Source organism: Idiomarina sp. UBA4520 (assembly GCF_002388365.1).
In the GTDB taxonomy this organism is placed as follows: domain Bacteria; phylum Pseudomonadota; class Gammaproteobacteria; order Enterobacterales; family Alteromonadaceae; genus Idiomarina; species Idiomarina zobellii.
The window spans coordinates 113,219-131,899 of sequence record NZ_DGMK01000020.1; the positions used below are offsets into that span (position 1 = coordinate 113,219).

An 18,681-nucleotide genomic window follows, 5' to 3' on the forward strand; every position below is an offset into this window, starting at 1 on the left:
GAAATACCTATTTCTCTTTTTTATAACTGTATTTAACTTTTGACGATGATAAACAAAGCAGCCGCTGAACACCAGCACAGTCAGCGACTAACTCGCTAAAAGCTCTTTCGCGTTAGCTTTAGCCATGTCCGTTACACTATCCCCACCCAGTAAGCGGGCAAGCTCTGTGACACGTTCATTGTGACTTAGCGCTGTCACCATAGTTTCTGTTTCGTCATTGTCACTATATTTACTGACCTGGAGCTGGTTGTCAGCTTTTGCAGCAACCTGTGGCAAATGCGTAACGCAAATAACTTGAGCTGTTTGCCCAAGCTCGCGCAGCATTTTTCCAACAATAGCGGCAGTTGGGCCACTGACACCAACATCGACTTCGTCGAACATCATTGTTGGTACTGACTTTTGGGTTGCTGTCATGACCTGTATGGCAAGGCTAATACGTGAAAGTTCACCGCCCGATGCAACTTTACTGAGAGACTGCAGTGGCTGGCCAGGGTTAGTTGTTACTTCGAACTGAATATCATCGGTACCCAGACGAGACGCTTTTTTATCCGTGTCATGCTCGACATTAATAATAAATCGGCCATGAGGCATATTGAGCTCATGCATTGATTGTGTAATTTTCTTACTGAGTTCATCTGCCGCCTTTTCACGGCTGCTAGAGAGTTTCTGTGCTAACTCCCGGTAATCGGTTTCCGCCTGTTGGCGATCAGAATCAAGCTGCTCAAGGTTTTTATCAGCATTCACAATATTATCGAGTTCGGCGTTCAGCTTTTGATGGTGTTGCCATAAGTCAGCAGCTGCAACCTGATGCTTTTTCGCTAAGCTAATAGCTTTGCTTAACCGCTCTTCAACAATGTCGAGCTCAGCGGGGTCAAGCTCGAGTTCATCCTGATAATGCCTCAGTTCGAGCGCGGCTTCCTCAATATGGACTTTGGCTTGCTCTAATAGTTGGCAAACAGGCTTTAACTGCTCATCGATATCCGCAGCTTCCTCTAGTCGCTGATTCGCCGAAGAAACCAGTCCTGTTGCATTGTTATGCTCACCCTCGTAAAGCGCACTGAGTGAAAAAGCACTGGCTTCCATGAGGTATTTACTGTGACTTAACTTTTTATGGCGTTGTTCGAGCTCTTCAAATTCACCTTCGGCAATAGCAAAGTCATTCAATTCTTCGACTTGGTATTCGAGCAATTGTCGCTGTGCTTCGAGTTCGTCTTGTTGTTGAACATAGTGTTTATATTCTTTTTCAAGCTCGAACCATTGACGGTATTGCGTTGCAACCTCTGACAGTAACCCTGTGTGTCTTGCGTAGTTGTCGAGCAGTTCTAACTGGTGCTCTTCTTTCAATAATAGTTGGTGTTCATGCTGCCCGTGGATATTAACTAATAGTGGTGCCAGTGACTTTTGTTGGGTGAGCGCAACTGGGGTGCCGTTTATCCAGGCTTTTGAACGACCGTCACGCTGAATGACACGTCGTAGAATACAGTCTTCTTCTGCATCAAAGTCATTGTGGTTAAGCCACTGGGCTGCAGGGCTGTTTGGCTCTACGGTAAAAACAGCGCTTATTTCCGCTTTGTCCTCGCCTGGTCGTACCCAGTTAGCATCAGCCCTGGCACCTAAACATAAGCTTAAAGCGTCTAAAGCAATAGATTTACCTGCACCGGTCTCACCAGTGATAGCGGTCATGCCTTTTGAAAAGTCGATATCCAGAGACTTAACGACAGCAAAATTGCGGATGTGTAACTGAGCTAACATAAATGCACCTTATTGACATGTACGTATAAAAGTACTGTTGTTTTGTACAGTTTATACAGTATTTATACAGTACTATTTTGTTATTGCAAGCTCAGTATGAAATTTCTTCTAAAAAAGTCGGCTGCCCCAGCCAAGTTTGTTTCGTAATACGTGGTAATAATTGTGATCAACCGGGTGAATCATTTTCAGCGTATGGTCATGCTTTTTAAGCACAATGTCGTCGCCCGGGTGTACAGCCATACGCACATGCCCGTCACAACTAATTTGCAATAGGTCGTTGTCGTAAGCTGCGCGCAGTCGAATATGGCTTTCGCCATCAACAACAATAGGGCGGCTACTTAATGTGTGAGGAAACATAGGAACCAGAGTCATCGCATTGAGGTTAGGGTGTAATATGGGGCCGCCTCCGGATAGAGAGTAGGCGGTGGAGCCTGTCGGTGTGGCGCAAATTAATCCGTCAGAGCGCTGACTAAAAACAAAATGGTCATCAATGTAGAGCTCGAACTCTATCATGTGGGCGACTTTGTCAGAATGCAGAACAATTTCGTTAATGGCGCGTCCTGCACCTGCTGGAGAACCGTTGCTAATCACTTCGGCAGAAAGTAGAAAACGCTTTTCAACGCGGTATTCGCCTTCTAAAACGTTAAGCAAGTGGGTCATTACTTCGTCAGGGTCCAGGTCAGTCAGAAAGCCTAAATTACCCCGGTTCACACCAATGACTCCAATGTCATGTTCGCAGAGCGCTCTTGCTGCACCTAACATATTACCATCACCACCAACGACAACGGCAATGTCAGCCCACTCTCCAAGCTCTGCTAAGTTTATGGTTTTGATTTTACCAGACTCAAGTAGCTTTTGAGGTAACTGTTCAGCAGTGCGGGACTCAAGTGCTATGTCATAGCCACGTTCGTTTAGTGCCGTCGTTACCGTTTCTAAAGTGAGTTGTGTGCCGCGGTCATTGACCTTGCCGAGTAAGCCAATTCTCTGAAATGCGCTCATAATGACAGTTCCTGTGGTTTAGGCTGTTTACGCTACGATCAGGTGGAAAATTTATCAAGTCATAGAAAGCCCCTTGAAAGTAAAAAACTTGCCCCCATTAACTTGGCAACCTCAATTTAAACCGGACTGAAGAGAGTCAAATATGGCGGATAAGAAAGACCAACAGACTGAACAGAATGTTGACCAGACGGTCGAGCAACAGCAAGCAGAGCAGCAGGCTGCACAAGCGGCGGAAGAAGCGATGCAACAGGACACAACAGCTGCGGAAGCAGAAACAGCAGGCACATCTGCCGACCAAACTGACAAAATTGCCGAGCTTGAGCTGGCACTGAGTAAAGCTGAAGCACAGGCGAAAGACCAGCGTGAGTCGGTGTTGCGTACGCAGGCTGAAATGGAAAACGTACGACGTCGTGCAAGCCAGGACGTGGAAAAAGCGCATAAGTTCGCGCTAGAGAAGTTCGCCAATGAATTGCTAACGTCCGTGGATAACCTGGAAAGAGCACTGCAACTAGCCGACCAGCAAGACGAGTCGAGCCGCAATTTTATTGAAGGTATTGAGCTGACTTACAAGAGTCTGACCTCAACCCTGGAAAAGTTTGGTGTGAAAGCGGTAGGAGAAGAAGGCGAAGCCTTTAACCCTGATTTGCACCAGGCCATGTCGATGCAAGAGTCTAGCGAGCACTCAAATAACACCATTATGGCTGTCATGCAGAAAGGCTACGAACTAAATGGCCGCTTGCTGCGTCCCGCTATGGTTATGGTTGCGCGTAATTCGGACTCGGGCGTCGATACGAAAGCATAAAGATTAATCAAATATCCTTACATAGGGTGTTGAAATCAAAATAAAGAGACCCCAAATAAGGGGTAACGAAACAAATTTCATGAATCTGGAGTTGGAGACGAATCATGGGCAAAACAATTGGTATTGACTTAGGTACAACAAACTCTTGTGTTGCTGTACTAGACGGCGGCAAAGCACGCGTTATCGAAAACGGTGAAGGTGACCGCACAACCCCTTCAGTGGTTGCATTTACTGACGACGGCGAGATTTTGGTGGGTTCACCAGCAAAACGCCAAGCAGTAACTAACCCGAACAAAACTTTATTCGCAATTAAGCGTTTAATTGGCCGTCGTTTTCAGGACGACGAAGTCCAGCGCGATATTGGCATTATGCCTTATAAAATCGTTAAAGCGGACAATGGCGACGCTTGGGTAGAAGTGGATGGCGATAAAAAGGCACCACCACAAATTTCTGCAGAAGTTCTGAAGAAAATGAAGAAAACCGCAGAAGAGTTCCTGGGCGAGAAAGTAACAGACGCCGTTATTACTGTCCCTGCATACTTTAATGACGCTCAGCGTCAGGCAACGAAAGACGCAGGTAAAATCGCAGGCTTAGAAGTTAAACGTATCATCAACGAGCCGACCGCTGCTGCATTAGCCTACGGTATGGACAAGAAGTCTGGCGACAATGTCATTGCGGTTTATGACTTAGGTGGTGGTACCTTCGATATCTCTATCATCGAAATTGATGAAGTTGAAGGCGAGCACACGTTTGAAGTATTAGCGACTAACGGTGACACGCACTTAGGTGGTGAGGACTTTGATAACCGCTTAATCAACTACTTAGTTGAGCAGTTTGAAAAAGACCAGGGCATTGATCTGCGTAAAGATCCATTAGCAATGCAGCGCTTAAAAGAAGCGGCAGAGAAAGCAAAAATTGAACTGTCATCGGCACAGCAGACCGAAGTGAACCTGCCTTATATTACGGCAGACAACACCGGTCCTAAGCACATGGCAATTAAAGTAACTCGTGCGAAGCTTGAGTCACTGGTTGAAGACTTAATTACTAAGTCACTAGAACCGGTTAAGCAGGCATTGGCAGATGCAGACCTGTCAGTAAGCGACATTAACGACATTATTATGGTCGGTGGTCAGACTCGTATGCCGAAAGTGAGCGCTGCGGTTACTGACTTCTTTGGCAAAGAGCCACGTCGTGACGTGAACCCGGATGAAGCTGTTGCAGTGGGTGCTGCGGTTCAAGGTGGTGTCTTGTCAGGTGATGTAAAAGACGTACTGTTATTGGATGTATGTCCGCTGTCACTGGGTATCGAAACCATGGGCGGTGTAATGACTAAGTTGATTGAGAAAAACACCACGATTCCAACCAAAGAATCGCAAACGTTCTCAACAGCTGAAGACAACCAGTCTGCGGTAACTATCCACGTTATCCAGGGTGAACGTAAGCGCTCAGCCGATAACAAGTCACTGGGTCAGTTTAACTTAGAAGGTATCCGCCCGGCAGCGCGTGGCGTACCGCAAATCGAAGTCACGTTCGATATTGATGCAGACGGTATCTTGCACGTATCGGCGAAAGACAAAGACACGGGTAAAGAGCAGAAGATCACCATTAAAGCGTCTTCTGGTCTGGATGAGTCTGAAGTCGATAAAATGGTGAAAGACGCAGAAGCCCACGCTGAAGAAGATAAGAAGTTCGAAGAGATGGTGCAGGCGCGTAACCAAGCTGACGGCTTAGTTCACGCAACTCGTAACCAGCTGAAAGAAGTTGGTGACGCTCTGTCTCAAGAAGACAAAGACGCCATCGAGAAAGCGTGTGAAGAACTTGAGCAAGCAGCCAAAGAAGGCGACAAAGAAGCCATCGATGCGAAGTCTCAAGCTCTGATGGAAGCGTCTCAAAAATTGATGGAAGCCGCTCAACAGCAGCAAGCTCAGCAAGGTGCTGAAGGCGCAGCCGGTGGTGAGCAGTCTTCGTCAAAAGCAGATGACGACGTTGTCGATGCTGAATTTGAAGAAGTCAAAGACGACGATAAGAAGTAAGCACTAAGGCAACTTCGCTAATCAACACGGGTGTTGCCGCAAGGTAATGCCCGTGTATTCGTATCAGAGTAGGACAGAAGACGTAACATTATGGCGACACAAGATTTCTATCAAATTCTTGGGGTCTCAAAAGACGCCAGCGATCGTGATATTAAAAAAGCATACAAGCGTATGGCGATGAAATATCACCCGGATCGCACCAAAGGCGATAAAGACCTCGAGTTAAAGTTTAAAGAGATAAAGCAAGCCTACGAGGTCTTATCTGACCCGCAGAAGCGCCAGATGTATGACCAATATGGGCACGAAGCCTTCGAACAGGCACGTCAGGGCGGTGGCGGCCCGGGCGCCGGCGGATTCGGCGGTGGTGCCGATTTTGCTGATATTTTTGGTGATGTATTCGGTGATATTTTCGGTGGCGGTGGTCGCCGTCAGCAGGCACGTGCGCAGCGTGGCGCGGATTTACGCTACAACCTGGATATGTCGTTGGAAGAAGCGGTACGTGGTAAAACTGTTGAGTTAAAAATTCCAACCTTGGTTGAATGTGAAGACTGTGACGGTAGTGGTGCCAAGAAAGGCAGCAAACCGCAGACCTGTGGTCATTGTCACGGAGCGGGTCAAATTCAGATGCGCCAGGGCTTTTTTGCTGTCCAGCAAACCTGCCCACAATGCCGCGGTAAAGGTACTATTATCAGCGATCCATGCCGCACGTGTCATGGACAGGGCCGCAAAGAGGAAACTAAGACCTTGTCGGTTAAAATTCCGGCCGGCGTGGATACCGGCGATCGCATTCGCTTAGCCAATGAAGGTGAAGCGGGTGAGAACGGCGCTCCAGCAGGGGACTTATATGTTCAGGTGCATGTCCGTGAACACCCAATTTTTTCTCGCGACGGTAATAACCTGTACTGCGAAGTGCCGGTAAGCTTTACAAAAGCCGCGTTAGGTGGAGACATTGAAGTGCCAACGCTGGATGGCAAAGTGAAGCTAAAAGTGCCAAAAGAAACGCAGACCGGAAAACATTTCCGCATGCGTGGCAAAGGCGTGAAATCAGTAAGAACTGGTGCCGTTGGTGATCTTATTTGTAAGGTGGTTATAGAGACACCTGTGAACCTTTCGGCCAAGCAGCGTGAAATGCTTGAGGAGCTGGAAGAATCTATGGGAACCGGCGACGAAGCTGCCAAGTTTAGACCCAAAGAAAAGGGCTTTTTCGACGGCGTAAAACAGTTTTTTGATGACTTACGCGGATAAATTGGCTATCACTATAGTGTATTAGCTAATGATTGGAGGCAGCGGATGCAGCTTAAAACAGTTTTGTTAGGTATAACAGCAGCAGTGACTCTGGCCAGTTGTGCACAGTCACCAACCGGACGTTCACAGTTGCAGCTCTATCCGAGCAGTGAGTTGAACAAGATGGGTGCTGCCTCCTACGAGGAAATGCGTAAAGAAGGTAAAATCAACCAAGATGAACAGGTTAACGCATACGTGCGTTGTGTTACCGATGCTTTGGTTGAGACTTTGCCGGGTGACTATGCGCAGATGGACTGGGAAGTCACTGTGTTTGATGAACCAACGGTCAATGCTTTTGCACTACCTGGTGGTTATATAGGTGTTTATAACGGCTTGCTGGAAACTGCGGAAAATCAGCATCAGTTAGCGGCGGTTATTGGACACGAAATTGGTCATGTCATTGCTGAACACAGCAATGAACGCATTTCCAGTAATATGCTAGTCGGCTTAGGATTACAGATTGGTGGTGTTATCGCCAGCACTCAAATGGACAGTGATGAAGCTGGCCTGTTAATGGCGGCATTGGGGATTGGTGCTCAAGTCGGTGTACTTTTGCCGTACTCTAGAACGCATGAGTCTGAGTCAGATGAGTTAGGTCTAGAGTATATGGCTGACGCCGGTTTTCAGCTCGACCAAGCGCCGGAATTATGGCGCAATATGAAAGCCGCGTCCGGCGGCTCTGCCCCGCCTGAATTACTGTCAACTCACCCGAATCCAGACACTCGTATTCAGGACTTAGAAGCGCAAATACCCTCGCTTCAAAGCCGGTATCAGCAAGCGGTTGCTGCAGGTAACACGCCTAACTGTCAACGACCTGCATCGCTCGATAAACCTGCTGAGTAATGACCAGGTCCTAAAGTCAGCAAACAAGCGCGGTCTATTATGCCGCGCTTTTTGTTTAAACGGTTATAAGGTATATCAACCGGTTCTTTCCCTTTGTAAAGTGACACACTAGTCTAGCGCCCATTTCTCAGAATAACGGGCAGTAGTATGTTGAAAGTGTGGTTCGCAATTCCGTTTTGGCAGCGCGTGTTAGGGGCATTTGCTGCTGGTATGCTGATTGGTGGCTTAGCACCGGAAGTAGGTGTTGCCTTAAAGCCATTGGGTGACCTTTTTATTAAAGCCATAAAAATGCTCGTGGCTCCATTAATATTCTGTGCCATTGTCAGCGCTATTACTGATCTAAACGATGGCAAAAAATTAGGGCGACTGGGTGTAAAAACCATTGGTTTATTCATGTTCACAGCGGTTATTGCCAGTGCAATAGGTTTGACACTGGCGACCGTTATCGACATTAGCCCGGAAACCGTTTTGACCCCAACTGAACAAAATGAAAAAACCATTCCGAGTGTGTCAGAAGTTTTTCTCAACTTTGTTCCTGATAACCCATTTGCGGCGCTGACAGAAGGTAACGTTCTGCAAATCGTGGTTTTTGCGGCGCTAGTCGGTATTGCCATTCAGCGACTCAGTCAGAAGGCAGAGCCGTTACGTAAGACGATAAAGTCTGGCGCAGAGGTTATGTATGAAATCACTCGCATGGTTTTACAACTGACGCCTGTTGGCGTATTTGGCCTTATGTCCTGGGTTATTGGTGAATATGGTTTTGCAACGCTGCTGCCGCTGGCCAAGTTTGTTGGGGTTATTTATCTTGCGTGTCTTATTCATATAGTAGTTGTCTACGGAGGCTTGGTAAGAACCGCCGGCGGTATGAGTGTACGGGAGTTTTTTAAAGCCGTATTTGATGCTCAGATAGTTGCATTTACGACCTGTAGCTCGTTCGGTTCTCTACCGGCGGCTCACAGAGCGGTAACAGAACGCCTTAAAGTCTCAAAAGACTACGCAAGCTTTGTGTTGCCTCTGGGGGCTACTATAAATATGGACGGTTGCGGTGGTATTTACCCGGCTGTGGCATCCATTTTTATCGCTCAGCTTTATGGTATTCCGTTAGAATGGATGGATTACGGACTCATCATGCTTACCGCAACACTGGCGTCAGTGGGGACAGCCGGGGTTCCCGGTACCGCATTGGTTATGTTGACGGTCACCTTGAACGTTATTGGCTTGCCGCTGGAAGGCATCGCCTTTATTGCAGCCATTGACCGTATTATCGATATGGCGCGTACGCTGACAAATGTCACCGGTGATATGATGGTGTCACGAGTGGTTGCACGTAGTGAAAACCTGTTGCAGGATGACAGCACAGTTAAAACGGAGTCATAACAATGTTAAAAGTGGGTGTTTTGGGTGCGTCCGGGCGCATGGGGCAAGCGGTTGTTACTGCGCTTGGGCAAAGCGAAAAGGCAGAATTGACGGCTGCAATTGTCCGCTCAACCAGTAGCTCTTATGGAAAAGAGCTGGATACCGGCCTCACGTACACGTCATTGCAAAACACCAATGCACAAAACATTGATGTGCTTATTGACTTCTCACTGCCCGAAGCACTGGAAGAGAACTTAACCTATGCTTCGAAAAACCAACTTCCTATTGTGGTGTGCACGACAGGGCTTACGGATGAGCAACAATGCATGCTGGCAATCGCCTCTGAGCAGATTCCTGTACTCTACGCACGCAATACCAGTGTGGGAGTGGCTTTATTAGAGCAGTTAGTTGCATTAGCGAGTGCCGCTTTATCAACAGCTGACATTGAGATATTTGAAGCCCACCATAAACACAAAAAAGATGCCCCCTCAGGTACGGCTATAGCACTTGGGGAGGCCGCCGCAAGTGGGCGTCGTCAAAACTGGAATGAAGTGAACGTCGGCGTTCGTGGTGATGGCGTCAGGCAAGATGACAGTATCGGCTTTTCGGTGATGCGCGCGGGCGATATTATTGGTGAACATCAGGTTACCCTTGCCACAGAAGGTGAGCGTATAGAGTTAGGCCATAAAGTCAGTAATAGAAATACCTTTGCGCAAGGCGCTATCAATGCGAGCTTATGGCTATACGGGCAAAAGCCCGGTAACTATGGTATGCAGGATATACTCGAGCTTAACAAGGTGTTCAGTCAGCTGCTCAAGCAATAAATATAACTGGACGATTTCCGTAAAATTTCGTAGAATAAGTGCAATTTGCCTAAGTCAATTCGGGCAGTTAATTCAGTCAGTTAACGTGCTTTTGGATGTAACAGGCAAAATGCGCGGTTCAGGACGCAAGGCGGGCGAAGTCAAATTATTTGATTCACCCGTTTTTTTATGTACGGAGGTTGCCCTTGAGTATTCTAGCGAGTCAATCCGCTAAACGAGCGATTCTGGTGCTTGCCGACGGGTCCGTTTTTCGCGGAACCGCAATAGGAGCGGAAGGCTCCGCCGTCGGTGAAGTTGTCTTTAATACGGCAATGACAGGCTATCAGGAAATTCTTACCGACCCATCTTATACCGAACAAATTGTTACCCTCACTTATCCCCACATTGGCAATACAGGCACTAACTCAGAAGATCAAGAATCTGATAACGTGTGGGCGAAAGGGTTAATCATTCGTGATCTGGCTATGAAGGCCAGTAACTTTCGAAAAGAAGAAACGCTAAGCGCCTATTTGCAACGTCATAATGTTGTGGGTATTGCCGATATCGACACCCGTCGTTTGACTCGCATTTTACGTGAAAAAGGCGCTCAGAATGGCTGTATTATCGTCGGTGAGCTTGACGAGCAGAAAGCGCTGAAGTTAGCGCAGGAATTCCCCGGGCTTAAGGGTATGGACCTTGCGAAAGAGGTTTGCTGTGACAAACCGTATGAGTGGAAAGGCGGAAGCTGGCAACTTGGCGAAGGTTTCACTCAACCTGAACAGTCAAAGTACCATGTTGTCGCATACGATTATGGCTGCAAACAAAATATTTTAAGGCTGTTGGCTGACCGTAATTGTAAAATAACCGTCGTACCGGCACAGACACCGGCGGAAGATGTTCTGGCAATGAACCCTGATGGCATCTTTTTATCCAATGGCCCGGGCGACCCAGAGCCATGTGACTACGCAATTGAAGCCATAAAAACCTTCCTGGACAAAGATATTCCTATTTTCGGTATTTGTTTAGGTCACCAACTGCTGTCAATTGCCAGCGGAGCGCAGTCCGTAAAAATGAAATTTGGTCACCACGGCGCAAACCATCCAGTTCAAGACCTTAAAACTAAGCAGGTCATGATAACGAGCCAGAACCACGGTTTTGCGGTTGATGAAGAAAACCTGCCGGCGTGTCTTGATGTCACGCATCGCTCATTGTTCGATGGCACTTTGCAGGGCGTTCACCGTAACGATAAACCCGCGTTTAGTTTCCAGGGGCACCCTGAAGCGAGTCCGGGTCCACACGACGCCAGTGAGCTTTTCGACCATTTTATTGAATTAATGCAGGCTAATGCGTAATTCGTTGCTCAATAAGCAATTACGTATAGCGAGAGGATAGACAGAGCGACTTATGCCAAAACGTACCGACATTAAAAGCATTTTGATTTTAGGCGCAGGTCCGATTGTTATCGGTCAGGCGTGTGAGTTTGATTACTCTGGAGCCCAAGCTTGCAAAGCCCTGCGTGAAGAAGGTTACCGAGTTATATTGGTAAACTCGAATCCGGCAACCATCATGACTGACCCGGAAATGGCCGATGCCACTTATATTGAGCCAATTCACTGGGAAGTTTTAGAAAAAATTATTGAGCGCGAGCGTCCTGATGCCATTTTGCCAACAATGGGTGGCCAAACGGCACTGAACTGCGCGCTAGACCTTGATCGTCATGGTGTACTTGAGCGCTATAAAGTAGAAATGATCGGTGCTAATGCCGATGCTATTGATAAAGCAGAAAACCGTGACCGTTTCGACAAAGCTATGAAAGCTATTGGTCTGGAAACACCTAATGCGGAAATGGCGCACAGTATGGAAGAAGCGTTCGATGTGCTGGACCGTTTAGGCTTTCCGTGCATTATTCGTCCGTCTTTCACTATGGGTGGAAGCGGCGGTGGTATCGCGTACAACCGAGAAGAATTTGAAGAAATTTGTCGCCGCGGCTTAGACTTGTCACCGACAAACGAGCTCCTTATCGATGAGTCGCTGCTTGGTTGGAAAGAATACGAAATGGAAGTGGTGCGCGATAAGAGCGACAACTGCATTATCGTGTGTACCATCGAAAACTTCGATGCTATGGGTATTCATACTGGTGACTCCATTACGGTTGCTCCGGCACAAACACTGACCGACAAAGAGTTTCAGATAATGCGTGATGCGGCGATGGCCGTGCTGCGTGAAATTGGTGTTGAAACCGGTGGTTCAAACGTACAGTTCGGTGTTAACCCAGACACAGGGCGTATGGTTATCATTGAGATGAACCCGCGAGTTTCTCGCTCCTCGGCTCTGGCATCGAAAGCAACGGGCTTCCCAATTGCTAAGGTAGCGGCGAAGCTGGCAGTTGGTTATACGCTAGACGAGCTTGAGAACGAAATTACCGGTGGTGTCACACCAGCGTCGTTTGAGCCTGCGTTAGACTACGTGGTCACTAAGATTCCTCGCTTTAACTTTGAGAAGTTTGCAAACTGTAATGACCGTTTAACCACACAAATGAAGTCGGTGGGAGAGGTTATGGCTATTGGCCGTAACTTCCAGGAATCGATGCAAAAAGCGTTGCGTGGCTTGGAACTTGGGGCTGCCGGCTTTGACCCTGTGGTCGACCTGCAGGCAGAAGATGCGCGCTCGAAGGTCATTCGTGAATTGAAAGAGCCGGGCGCTGAACGTATTTGGTACATTGCGGATGCGTTTCGTTTAGGCATGACTGTTCGCGAAGTGTTTGAATTAACACGCATAGACGAGTGGTACCTGATTCAAATTGAAGAGCTTATTAACTTAGAAAAAGAAGTCGACGAATTGGGCTTGGCCGGATTGACCGAAGACGTTATGTCTGTGCTTAAGCGTCGCGGCTTTGCCGATGCTCGCATTGCAGATGTTCTGCACGTAAGTGAGGCTGAAGTTCGAAAAAAACGTCAGCAATACAATATTCACCCGGTTTACAAGCGCGTCGATACGTGTGCAGCGGAGTTTGCTTCAAGCACTGCATACATGTACTCGAGTTACGATGAAGAGTGTGAAGCAGAGCCGTCTGATAAAGAGAAAATCATGGTTATTGGCGGCGGTCCTAATCGCATCGGGCAAGGTATTGAGTTCGATTATTGCTGTGTTCACGCAGCGCTGGCGCTTCGCGATGATGGCTATGAAACCATTATGGTGAACTGTAACCCAGAGACTGTGTCAACCGACTACGACACGTCTGACCGCTTGTATTTCGAGCCTATTACTCTGGAAGATGTACTGGAAATTGTGCGTATTGAGAAGCCCAAAGGCGTTATTGTTCAGTACGGTGGCCAGACTCCTCTGAAACTGGCGCGTGAGCTAGAAGCGAATGGTGTACCTATTATTGGTACGTCGCCAGATGCTATTGACCGGGCGGAAGATCGTGAGCGCTTTCAAACGGCGGTTCGTCGTTTAGGCCTTAAGCAGCCGGAAAACGCCACGGTCACAGGCTTTAATGAAGCTCTGACTGAAGCGAAACGTATTGGTTATCCGTTGGTTGTTCGTCCCTCATACGTTCTGGGTGGCCGGGCTATGGAAATTGTCTACGACGAGACAGATTTGCAGCGTTATCTGACTGATGCCGTAAAAGTATCAAACGATGCGCCTGTATTGCTGGACAAGTTCCTTGATAATGCGATTGAGGTCGATGTCGATGCTATTTGTGACGGCAAGGACGTCCTCATTGGCGGTATAATGCAGCACATTGAAGAAGCCGGTGTTCACTCAGGTGACTCGGCGTGTTCATTACCTCCTTATTCTTTAAGCGATATCATTCAGGCGCAACTACGTGAACAAATGCGTAAATTGGCGTTTGAGCTCAATGTAAACGGCTTAATGAATGCACAGTTTGCTGTAAAAGACGACGAGATTTACTTAATAGAAGTGAACCCTCGTGCGGCTCGTACCGTACCTTTTGTATCTAAAGCAACCGGTGTACCACTGGCGAAAGTTGCAGCACGAGTTATGGTGGGACGCAGTCTTGAAGAGCAGGGCTATGTGAAAGAGATTATTCCACCGTATTACTCGGTCAAAGAAGTGGTTATTCCTTTTGCTAAGTTCCAGGGCGTGGACCCTATTCGAGGTCCGGAAATGCGCTCAACGGGTGAAGTTATGGGCGTTGGTGAAAGCTTTGAAGAAGCCTACGCCAAAGCTAATTTAGGGGCTGGTGAAGCGCTGGCGAAAAAAGGTAAAGCGCTTATTTCAGTGAAAGACAGCGATAAACAGCGTCTTATGGATCTTGCTCGTGGCTTGCTGGCACTAGGGTTTAGCCTTGAAGCAACGCGCGGTACGGCGAAGATGCTTGCAGAAGAAGGTATTGACTGCTCTATCGTCAATAAGCTTCAGGAAGGTCGACCAAATATTGTTGATGCTATAAAGAATGGCGAGTACAGTTATATTATCAACACGGTAGAAGGTCGTCAGGCGATTGAAGACTCTGTTTACATTCGTCGAGAAGCGCTGTTGAATAAAGTGATTTACACCACCACATTAAATGCAGCGTTCGCAACCGTTAAAGCAAACACCGCGGACGACAGAGCTCGGGTTAGCTCAGTACAAGAATTACATAAAAGGGTATCGTTAGTATGAACCAGATTCCAATGACGGAACGGGGCGCTCAGTTGTTAAGAGATGAGCTGAAGCGTTTAAAAACGGTAGAGCGACCTCGCATTGTCGAGGCGATTGCCGATGCACGTGAGCACGGTGACTTAAAAGAGAACGCTGAGTACCACGCTGCGCGTGAGCAACAAGGTTTTTGTGAAGGTCGAATTCAAGAAATTGAATCGAAGCTTTCTAACGCTCAAATCATTGATGTCACTAAAGTACCTAATAACGGTAAAGTGATTTTTGGTGCAACAGTTACAGTGTATAACACCAAGACTGATGAAGAGGTTACTTATAAAATTGTTGGTGATGATGAAGCGGATATTAAGTCGAACCTTATTTCCGTTAACTCTCCAATTTCTCGTGCCTTAATTGGTAAGGAAATCGATGATGTTGCAACAGTAACGACACCTAATGGTGAAGTTGAGTACGAGGTTGTTGCAGTAGAGTACAAGTAACTCCTTAAATTTATTGATATTTTTAAAAGGCTGGAAACTTAAGTTTACCAGCCTTTTTTATTTTTTAGCCTTGTTTTTGGTTGTTTTTCCACCGTCTTGCTGTATATTTCCGCACCCATCACTAACTGTTAACATAAATAAAACAAAGAAGCTAAACGATGGACACGGAAGCCCCGGGGTTTGACCCTCTCTCCTATACTCAAGTTGACGACTTATCCGTTACAGAATGTTTTGAAAAGCTGAAATTGGTTTCAAACAAGTCTACCTATAAAGATGTGGCTATTTGGCTCGGCAAAACACAGATGGACTACAATAATTGGCGTCGCAGTGGCAAGCTGCCTTGGTTTGAGATTATTCGGGCGTTACTCAGAGAAGGTATATCGCTGGACTGGTTCTTCGCGCCTGGACAAGAGTTAAGTAAACCACAGTATGTCTATAGTTCTGCTGACTACACCAAAGCAAGTGTCCGGGAGCACGAGCAATGGCAAAGATTTAACTTTCTGAATGCTCACCGAAGAGTCAGGCCATTATTGGAAAAATACCAACTAGAGAGCAGCAGAAAAGCCGAAGCCTTTCTGCTGGAGTGCTACCTATTGTCTAAAGACAACTTTCTGAATAAAGAACAGGCGGTCGAGCTTATTGCTCGCGCACTGGCCATGGACCCTCCCAAGACGGAGGAGCTGAGTTAACTTAACGGCGAGGTAGTTTTATCTGAGGCTCTTCGGCCTGTTTATACAGAATTTGAGTTTTACCAATAATTTGCACTTGCTCAGCGTCGGTATGCTGAACAATAGTTGCCATAATTTGCTGGCGTAACTCTTTGTCTTCTTCTGGCACCTTTATCTTAATGAGCTCATGGTGTTCAAGTGCTTGCTCTATTTCGGCAATAACACCTTCGGTTAATCCGTTTGCGCCTAATAACACAACAGGCTTTAACGGGTGAGCCAGTCCTTTCAAAAACTGCTTTTGTTTATTTGTTAATGACATTTGCTAATATTCCGGTTTACGACTTGAATTTTTGGTATTGTAACGCCAGATAAGGTGTTCTAGCCAGTTAATTGAGGAAACTTCGGTAAATCATGGGAAAAAAGCGCAGTGTCAGTAGTCAGCGTTGGCTGAAAGAGCATTTTGATGACCATTTTGTGCAAAAAGCGCAAAAAAAAGGCCTGCGTTCTCGGGCGGTTTTCAAACTGGAAGAAATTCAGCAGAAAGATAAGTTGATCAAAAAAGGCCAAACTGTCGTTGATCTAGGGGCTGCTCCCGGCGGTTGGTCACAATACGTTGCTGACTATTTCAATGGCGACGGGCAAATTATCGCCTGCGATATTTTACCGATGGACCCAATCGCTGGTGTCGATTTCCTTCAGGGCGACTTTCGTGAAGAATCTGTACTGGAGGCGTTAACCGACAGAATTGGTGGCAAGAACGTCGATGTTATATTGTCGGATATGGCGCCAAATATGAGTGGTAATGGCACGGTTGATCAAGCACGCTCTATGTACTTAGTAGAGCTAGCTTTGGATATGTGTCACCAAGTATTGAAACCTGGCGGCCATTTTGTCGTCAAAGTATTTCAGGGGCAAGGGTTCGAAGAGTTCCTGAAAGATGCAAGAGCCGCTTTCAAAACGGTCAAAACACGTAAACCAGATTCTTCTCGGGCTCGTTCCAGAGAAGTCTACTTGGTAGCGACACATTATAAAGTATAGTACCCTGTTGGGTAGTGATTTTAATAGAGGTAATAGGCTTTGAGCGATATGGCAAAGAATCTCATCTTGTGGCTGGTAATAGCCGTTGTGCTGATGAGCGTTTTTCAGAGCTTCAGTCCAAGCGAATCGTCGTCTTCAACCATGGCGTACAACGAGTTTGTAAGTCAGGTTAACAATGGCAACATTCGCAAGGCTGAATTTGGTGATGACGGACGCACGATTTCAGGGGTAACTCGAAACGGACAATCTTATAAAACGGTTGTTCCAACCCAGTACGATCCAAAAATCCTGGACGATTTATTGGCGAACGACGTTCAAACACAAGGTACTCCTCCTGAGGAGCAAAGTATTCTTGCGTCAATTTTCATCTCATGGTTCCCAATGTTACTGCTTATTGGTGTGTGGATATTCTTCATGCGTCAAATGCAAGGCGGCGGTGGTAAAGGCGCCATGTCGTTCGGTAAGAGCAAGGCCCGTTTAATGAGCGACGAGCAAATAAAAACGACGTTCAAAGACGTGGCTGGTTGCGACGAAGCCAAAGAAGAAGTAACCGAGTTGGTTGACTACTTAAAAGATCCATCGAAGTTTCAACGATTGGGCGGCAAAATCCCGAAAGGCGTGCTAATGGTTGGCCCTCCTGGTACCGGTAAAACCTTGCTGGCGAAGGCGATTTCAGGCGAAGCCAAAGTACCATTCTTTAGTATTTCGGGTTCTGACTTCGTTGAAATGTTTGTCGGTGTTGGTGCCTCGCGTGTTCGCGATATGTTCGAGCAAGCGAAAAAGTCAGCACCATGCATCATCTTTATTGATGAGATAGATGCGGTCGGCCGTCAACGTGGCGCAGGCCTGGGCGGCGGTCATGACGAGCGCGAGCAAACACTGAACCAAATGCTGGTTGAAATGGACGGTTTTGAGGGTAACGAAGGTATTATTGTTATTGCCGCTACTAACCGTCCGGACGTACTTGACCCTGCATTACTCCGACCTGGGCGTTTTGACCGTCAGGTTGTGGTGGGGCTACCAGACGTTCGCGGCCGTGAACAAATTCTGAAAGTACATATGCGCAAAGTACCTTTAGGTGATGATGTTAAACCAGAGCTAATCGCTCGCGGTACACCAGGCTTCTCAGGCGCAGATTTAGCGAACTTAGTGAACGAAGCTGCCTTGTTTGCTGCACGTGGTAATAAGCGTGTCGTTGCAATGGAAGAGTTCGATAAAGCAAAAGACAAAATCATGATGGGCGCGGAACGTCGCTCAATGGTCATGACCGATGATGAAAAAGCGATGACTGCATATCACGAAGCAGGTCACGCGATTGTCGGTCGTTTAGTGCCGGAGCACGACCCTGTTTATAAAGTATCTATCATTCCACGCGGTCGTGCGTTGGGTGTGACTATGTACTTGCCGGAACAAGACCGTGTCAGTCACAGCAAGCAACACTTGGAAAGCATGATTTCAAGCTTGTTTGGTGGTCGCTTGGCCGAAGCCATTATTTATGGCGATGAAAAAGTCACAACCGGCGCTTCTAATGACATTGAGAGAGCGACAGAAATTGCTCGTAAAATGGTGACTCAGTGGGGCTTATCGGAAAAAATGGGGCCACTGCTTTATGCTGAAGACGAAAACGAGGTGTTCCTTGGTCGTCAGGTGACACAGCATAAGAATATGTCTGATGACACAGCTCGAGCTATCGATGAAGAAGTGAAGTCTGTTATCGATAAAAACTATCAACGAGCTAAGCAGATTCTTGAAGAAAACGTCGATATTCTTCATGCGATGAAGGACGCGTTGGTAAAATATGAAACTATCGATGCAGACCAAATCGATGACTTAATGAATCGTCGGGAAGTTCGCCAACCTAAAGGCTGGACGGATAACAATAACGACGGTGACGGCACTAACGGTGGCGCTGCTAAGGCAGACGACACTGAAGAGCGCCCACAGAGACCTATCAATGTTGATAAGCCTGGTGACGCGACGTCGTAACAACAGCTAAGCTTT

General features: G+C 47.1%; 15 protein-coding genes. 12 read left to right on the forward strand and 3 right to left on the reverse strand.

Translation table 11 applies throughout. The annotated features are described in order from the left end of the window. Positions 1-87: 87 nt before the first annotated feature. Entirely contained in the window at positions 88-1,752 is a 1,665-nt protein-coding gene (gene recN, locus B3850_RS08850; protein ID WP_286911655.1) for a DNA repair protein RecN, read from the reverse strand. A 108-nt stretch (positions 1,753-1,860) separates the two neighbouring features. Further along, positions 1,861-2,751, reverse strand: a complete 891-nt coding sequence (nadK, locus tag B3850_RS08855) for an NAD(+) kinase (RefSeq protein WP_286911656.1) — start codon at positions 2,749-2,751, stop codon at positions 1,861-1,863. A 142-nt stretch (positions 2,752-2,893) separates the two neighbouring features. On the opposite strand from nadK, the gene grpE reads away from it, so the two are divergent. From grpE to B3850_RS08905, 10 genes are all read left to right on the forward strand, one after another. Further along, positions 2,894-3,553, forward strand: a complete 660-nt coding sequence (gene grpE / locus B3850_RS08860) for a nucleotide exchange factor GrpE (RefSeq protein ID WP_286911657.1) — start codon at positions 2,894-2,896, stop codon at positions 3,551-3,553. A 104-nt stretch (positions 3,554-3,657) separates the two neighbouring features. Beyond that, positions 3,658-5,586: a molecular chaperone DnaK gene (dnaK, locus tag B3850_RS08865; protein ID WP_058579423.1), complete on the forward strand. Its 1,929-nt coding sequence runs from the start codon at positions 3,658-3,660 to the stop codon at positions 5,584-5,586. A gap of 90 nt (positions 5,587-5,676) precedes the next feature. Then, on the forward strand, positions 5,677-6,831 hold the full coding sequence (dnaJ, locus tag B3850_RS08870; protein ID WP_058579422.1) for a molecular chaperone DnaJ: 1,155 nt from the start codon (positions 5,677-5,679) through the stop codon (positions 6,829-6,831). Between the two features lie 45 nt (positions 6,832-6,876). Continuing rightward, on the forward strand, positions 6,877-7,713 hold the full coding sequence (locus B3850_RS08875; RefSeq protein WP_286874264.1) for a M48 family metallopeptidase: 837 nt from the start codon (positions 6,877-6,879) through the stop codon (positions 7,711-7,713). A gap of 147 nt (positions 7,714-7,860) precedes the next feature. Next, positions 7,861-9,090 carry a dicarboxylate/amino acid:cation symporter gene (locus B3850_RS08880; RefSeq protein ID WP_286911658.1) on the forward strand — a complete coding sequence of 410 codons (1,230 nt, stop codon included), beginning with the start codon at positions 7,861-7,863 and terminating at the stop codon, positions 9,088-9,090. Positions 9,091-9,092: 2 nt separating this feature from the next. Further along, positions 9,093-9,893, forward strand: a complete 801-nt coding sequence (gene dapB / locus B3850_RS08885) for a 4-hydroxy-tetrahydrodipicolinate reductase (RefSeq protein ID WP_286874260.1) — start codon at positions 9,093-9,095, stop codon at positions 9,891-9,893. Between the two features lie 185 nt (positions 9,894-10,078). Continuing rightward, complete coding sequence (carA, locus tag B3850_RS08890; RefSeq protein ID WP_286874258.1) at positions 10,079-11,224, forward strand: glutamine-hydrolyzing carbamoyl-phosphate synthase small subunit; 1,146 nt, start codon at positions 10,079-10,081, stop codon at positions 11,222-11,224. Positions 11,225-11,276: 52 nt separating this feature from the next. Then, positions 11,277-14,501 (forward strand): carbamoyl-phosphate synthase large subunit, encoded by a 3,225-nt coding sequence (gene carB, locus B3850_RS08895; protein WP_286911659.1) that lies wholly within the window; start codon positions 11,277-11,279, stop codon positions 14,499-14,501. After that, positions 14,498-14,974: a transcription elongation factor GreA gene (greA, locus tag B3850_RS08900; protein ID WP_053952824.1), complete on the forward strand. Its 477-nt coding sequence runs from the start codon at positions 14,498-14,500 to the stop codon at positions 14,972-14,974. Before carB ends, greA begins: the two co-directional genes overlap by 4 nt. Positions 14,975-15,132: 158 nt before the next feature. After that, a complete protein-coding gene (locus B3850_RS08905; RefSeq protein WP_273269795.1) occupies positions 15,133-15,663 on the forward strand; it encodes a hypothetical protein in 531 nt (176 codons plus the stop codon). Between the two features lies 1 nt (position 15,664). Here B3850_RS08905 and yhbY read toward each other — a convergent pair whose 3' ends face one another. Then, positions 15,665-15,961 (reverse strand): ribosome assembly RNA-binding protein YhbY, encoded by a 297-nt coding sequence (gene yhbY / locus B3850_RS08910; RefSeq protein WP_053952822.1) that lies wholly within the window; start codon positions 15,959-15,961, stop codon positions 15,665-15,667. A gap of 92 nt (positions 15,962-16,053) precedes the next feature. On the opposite strand from yhbY, the gene rlmE reads away from it, so the two are divergent. Further along, a complete protein-coding gene (gene rlmE / locus B3850_RS08915; protein ID WP_126751006.1) occupies positions 16,054-16,680 on the forward strand; it encodes a 23S rRNA (uridine(2552)-2'-O)-methyltransferase RlmE in 627 nt (208 codons plus the stop codon). Between the two features lie 39 nt (positions 16,681-16,719). Next, positions 16,720-18,666 (forward strand): ATP-dependent zinc metalloprotease FtsH, encoded by a 1,947-nt coding sequence (gene ftsH / locus B3850_RS08920; RefSeq protein ID WP_286911660.1) that lies wholly within the window; start codon positions 16,720-16,722, stop codon positions 18,664-18,666. The last annotated feature ends 15 nt before the right edge of the window (positions 18,667-18,681 follow it).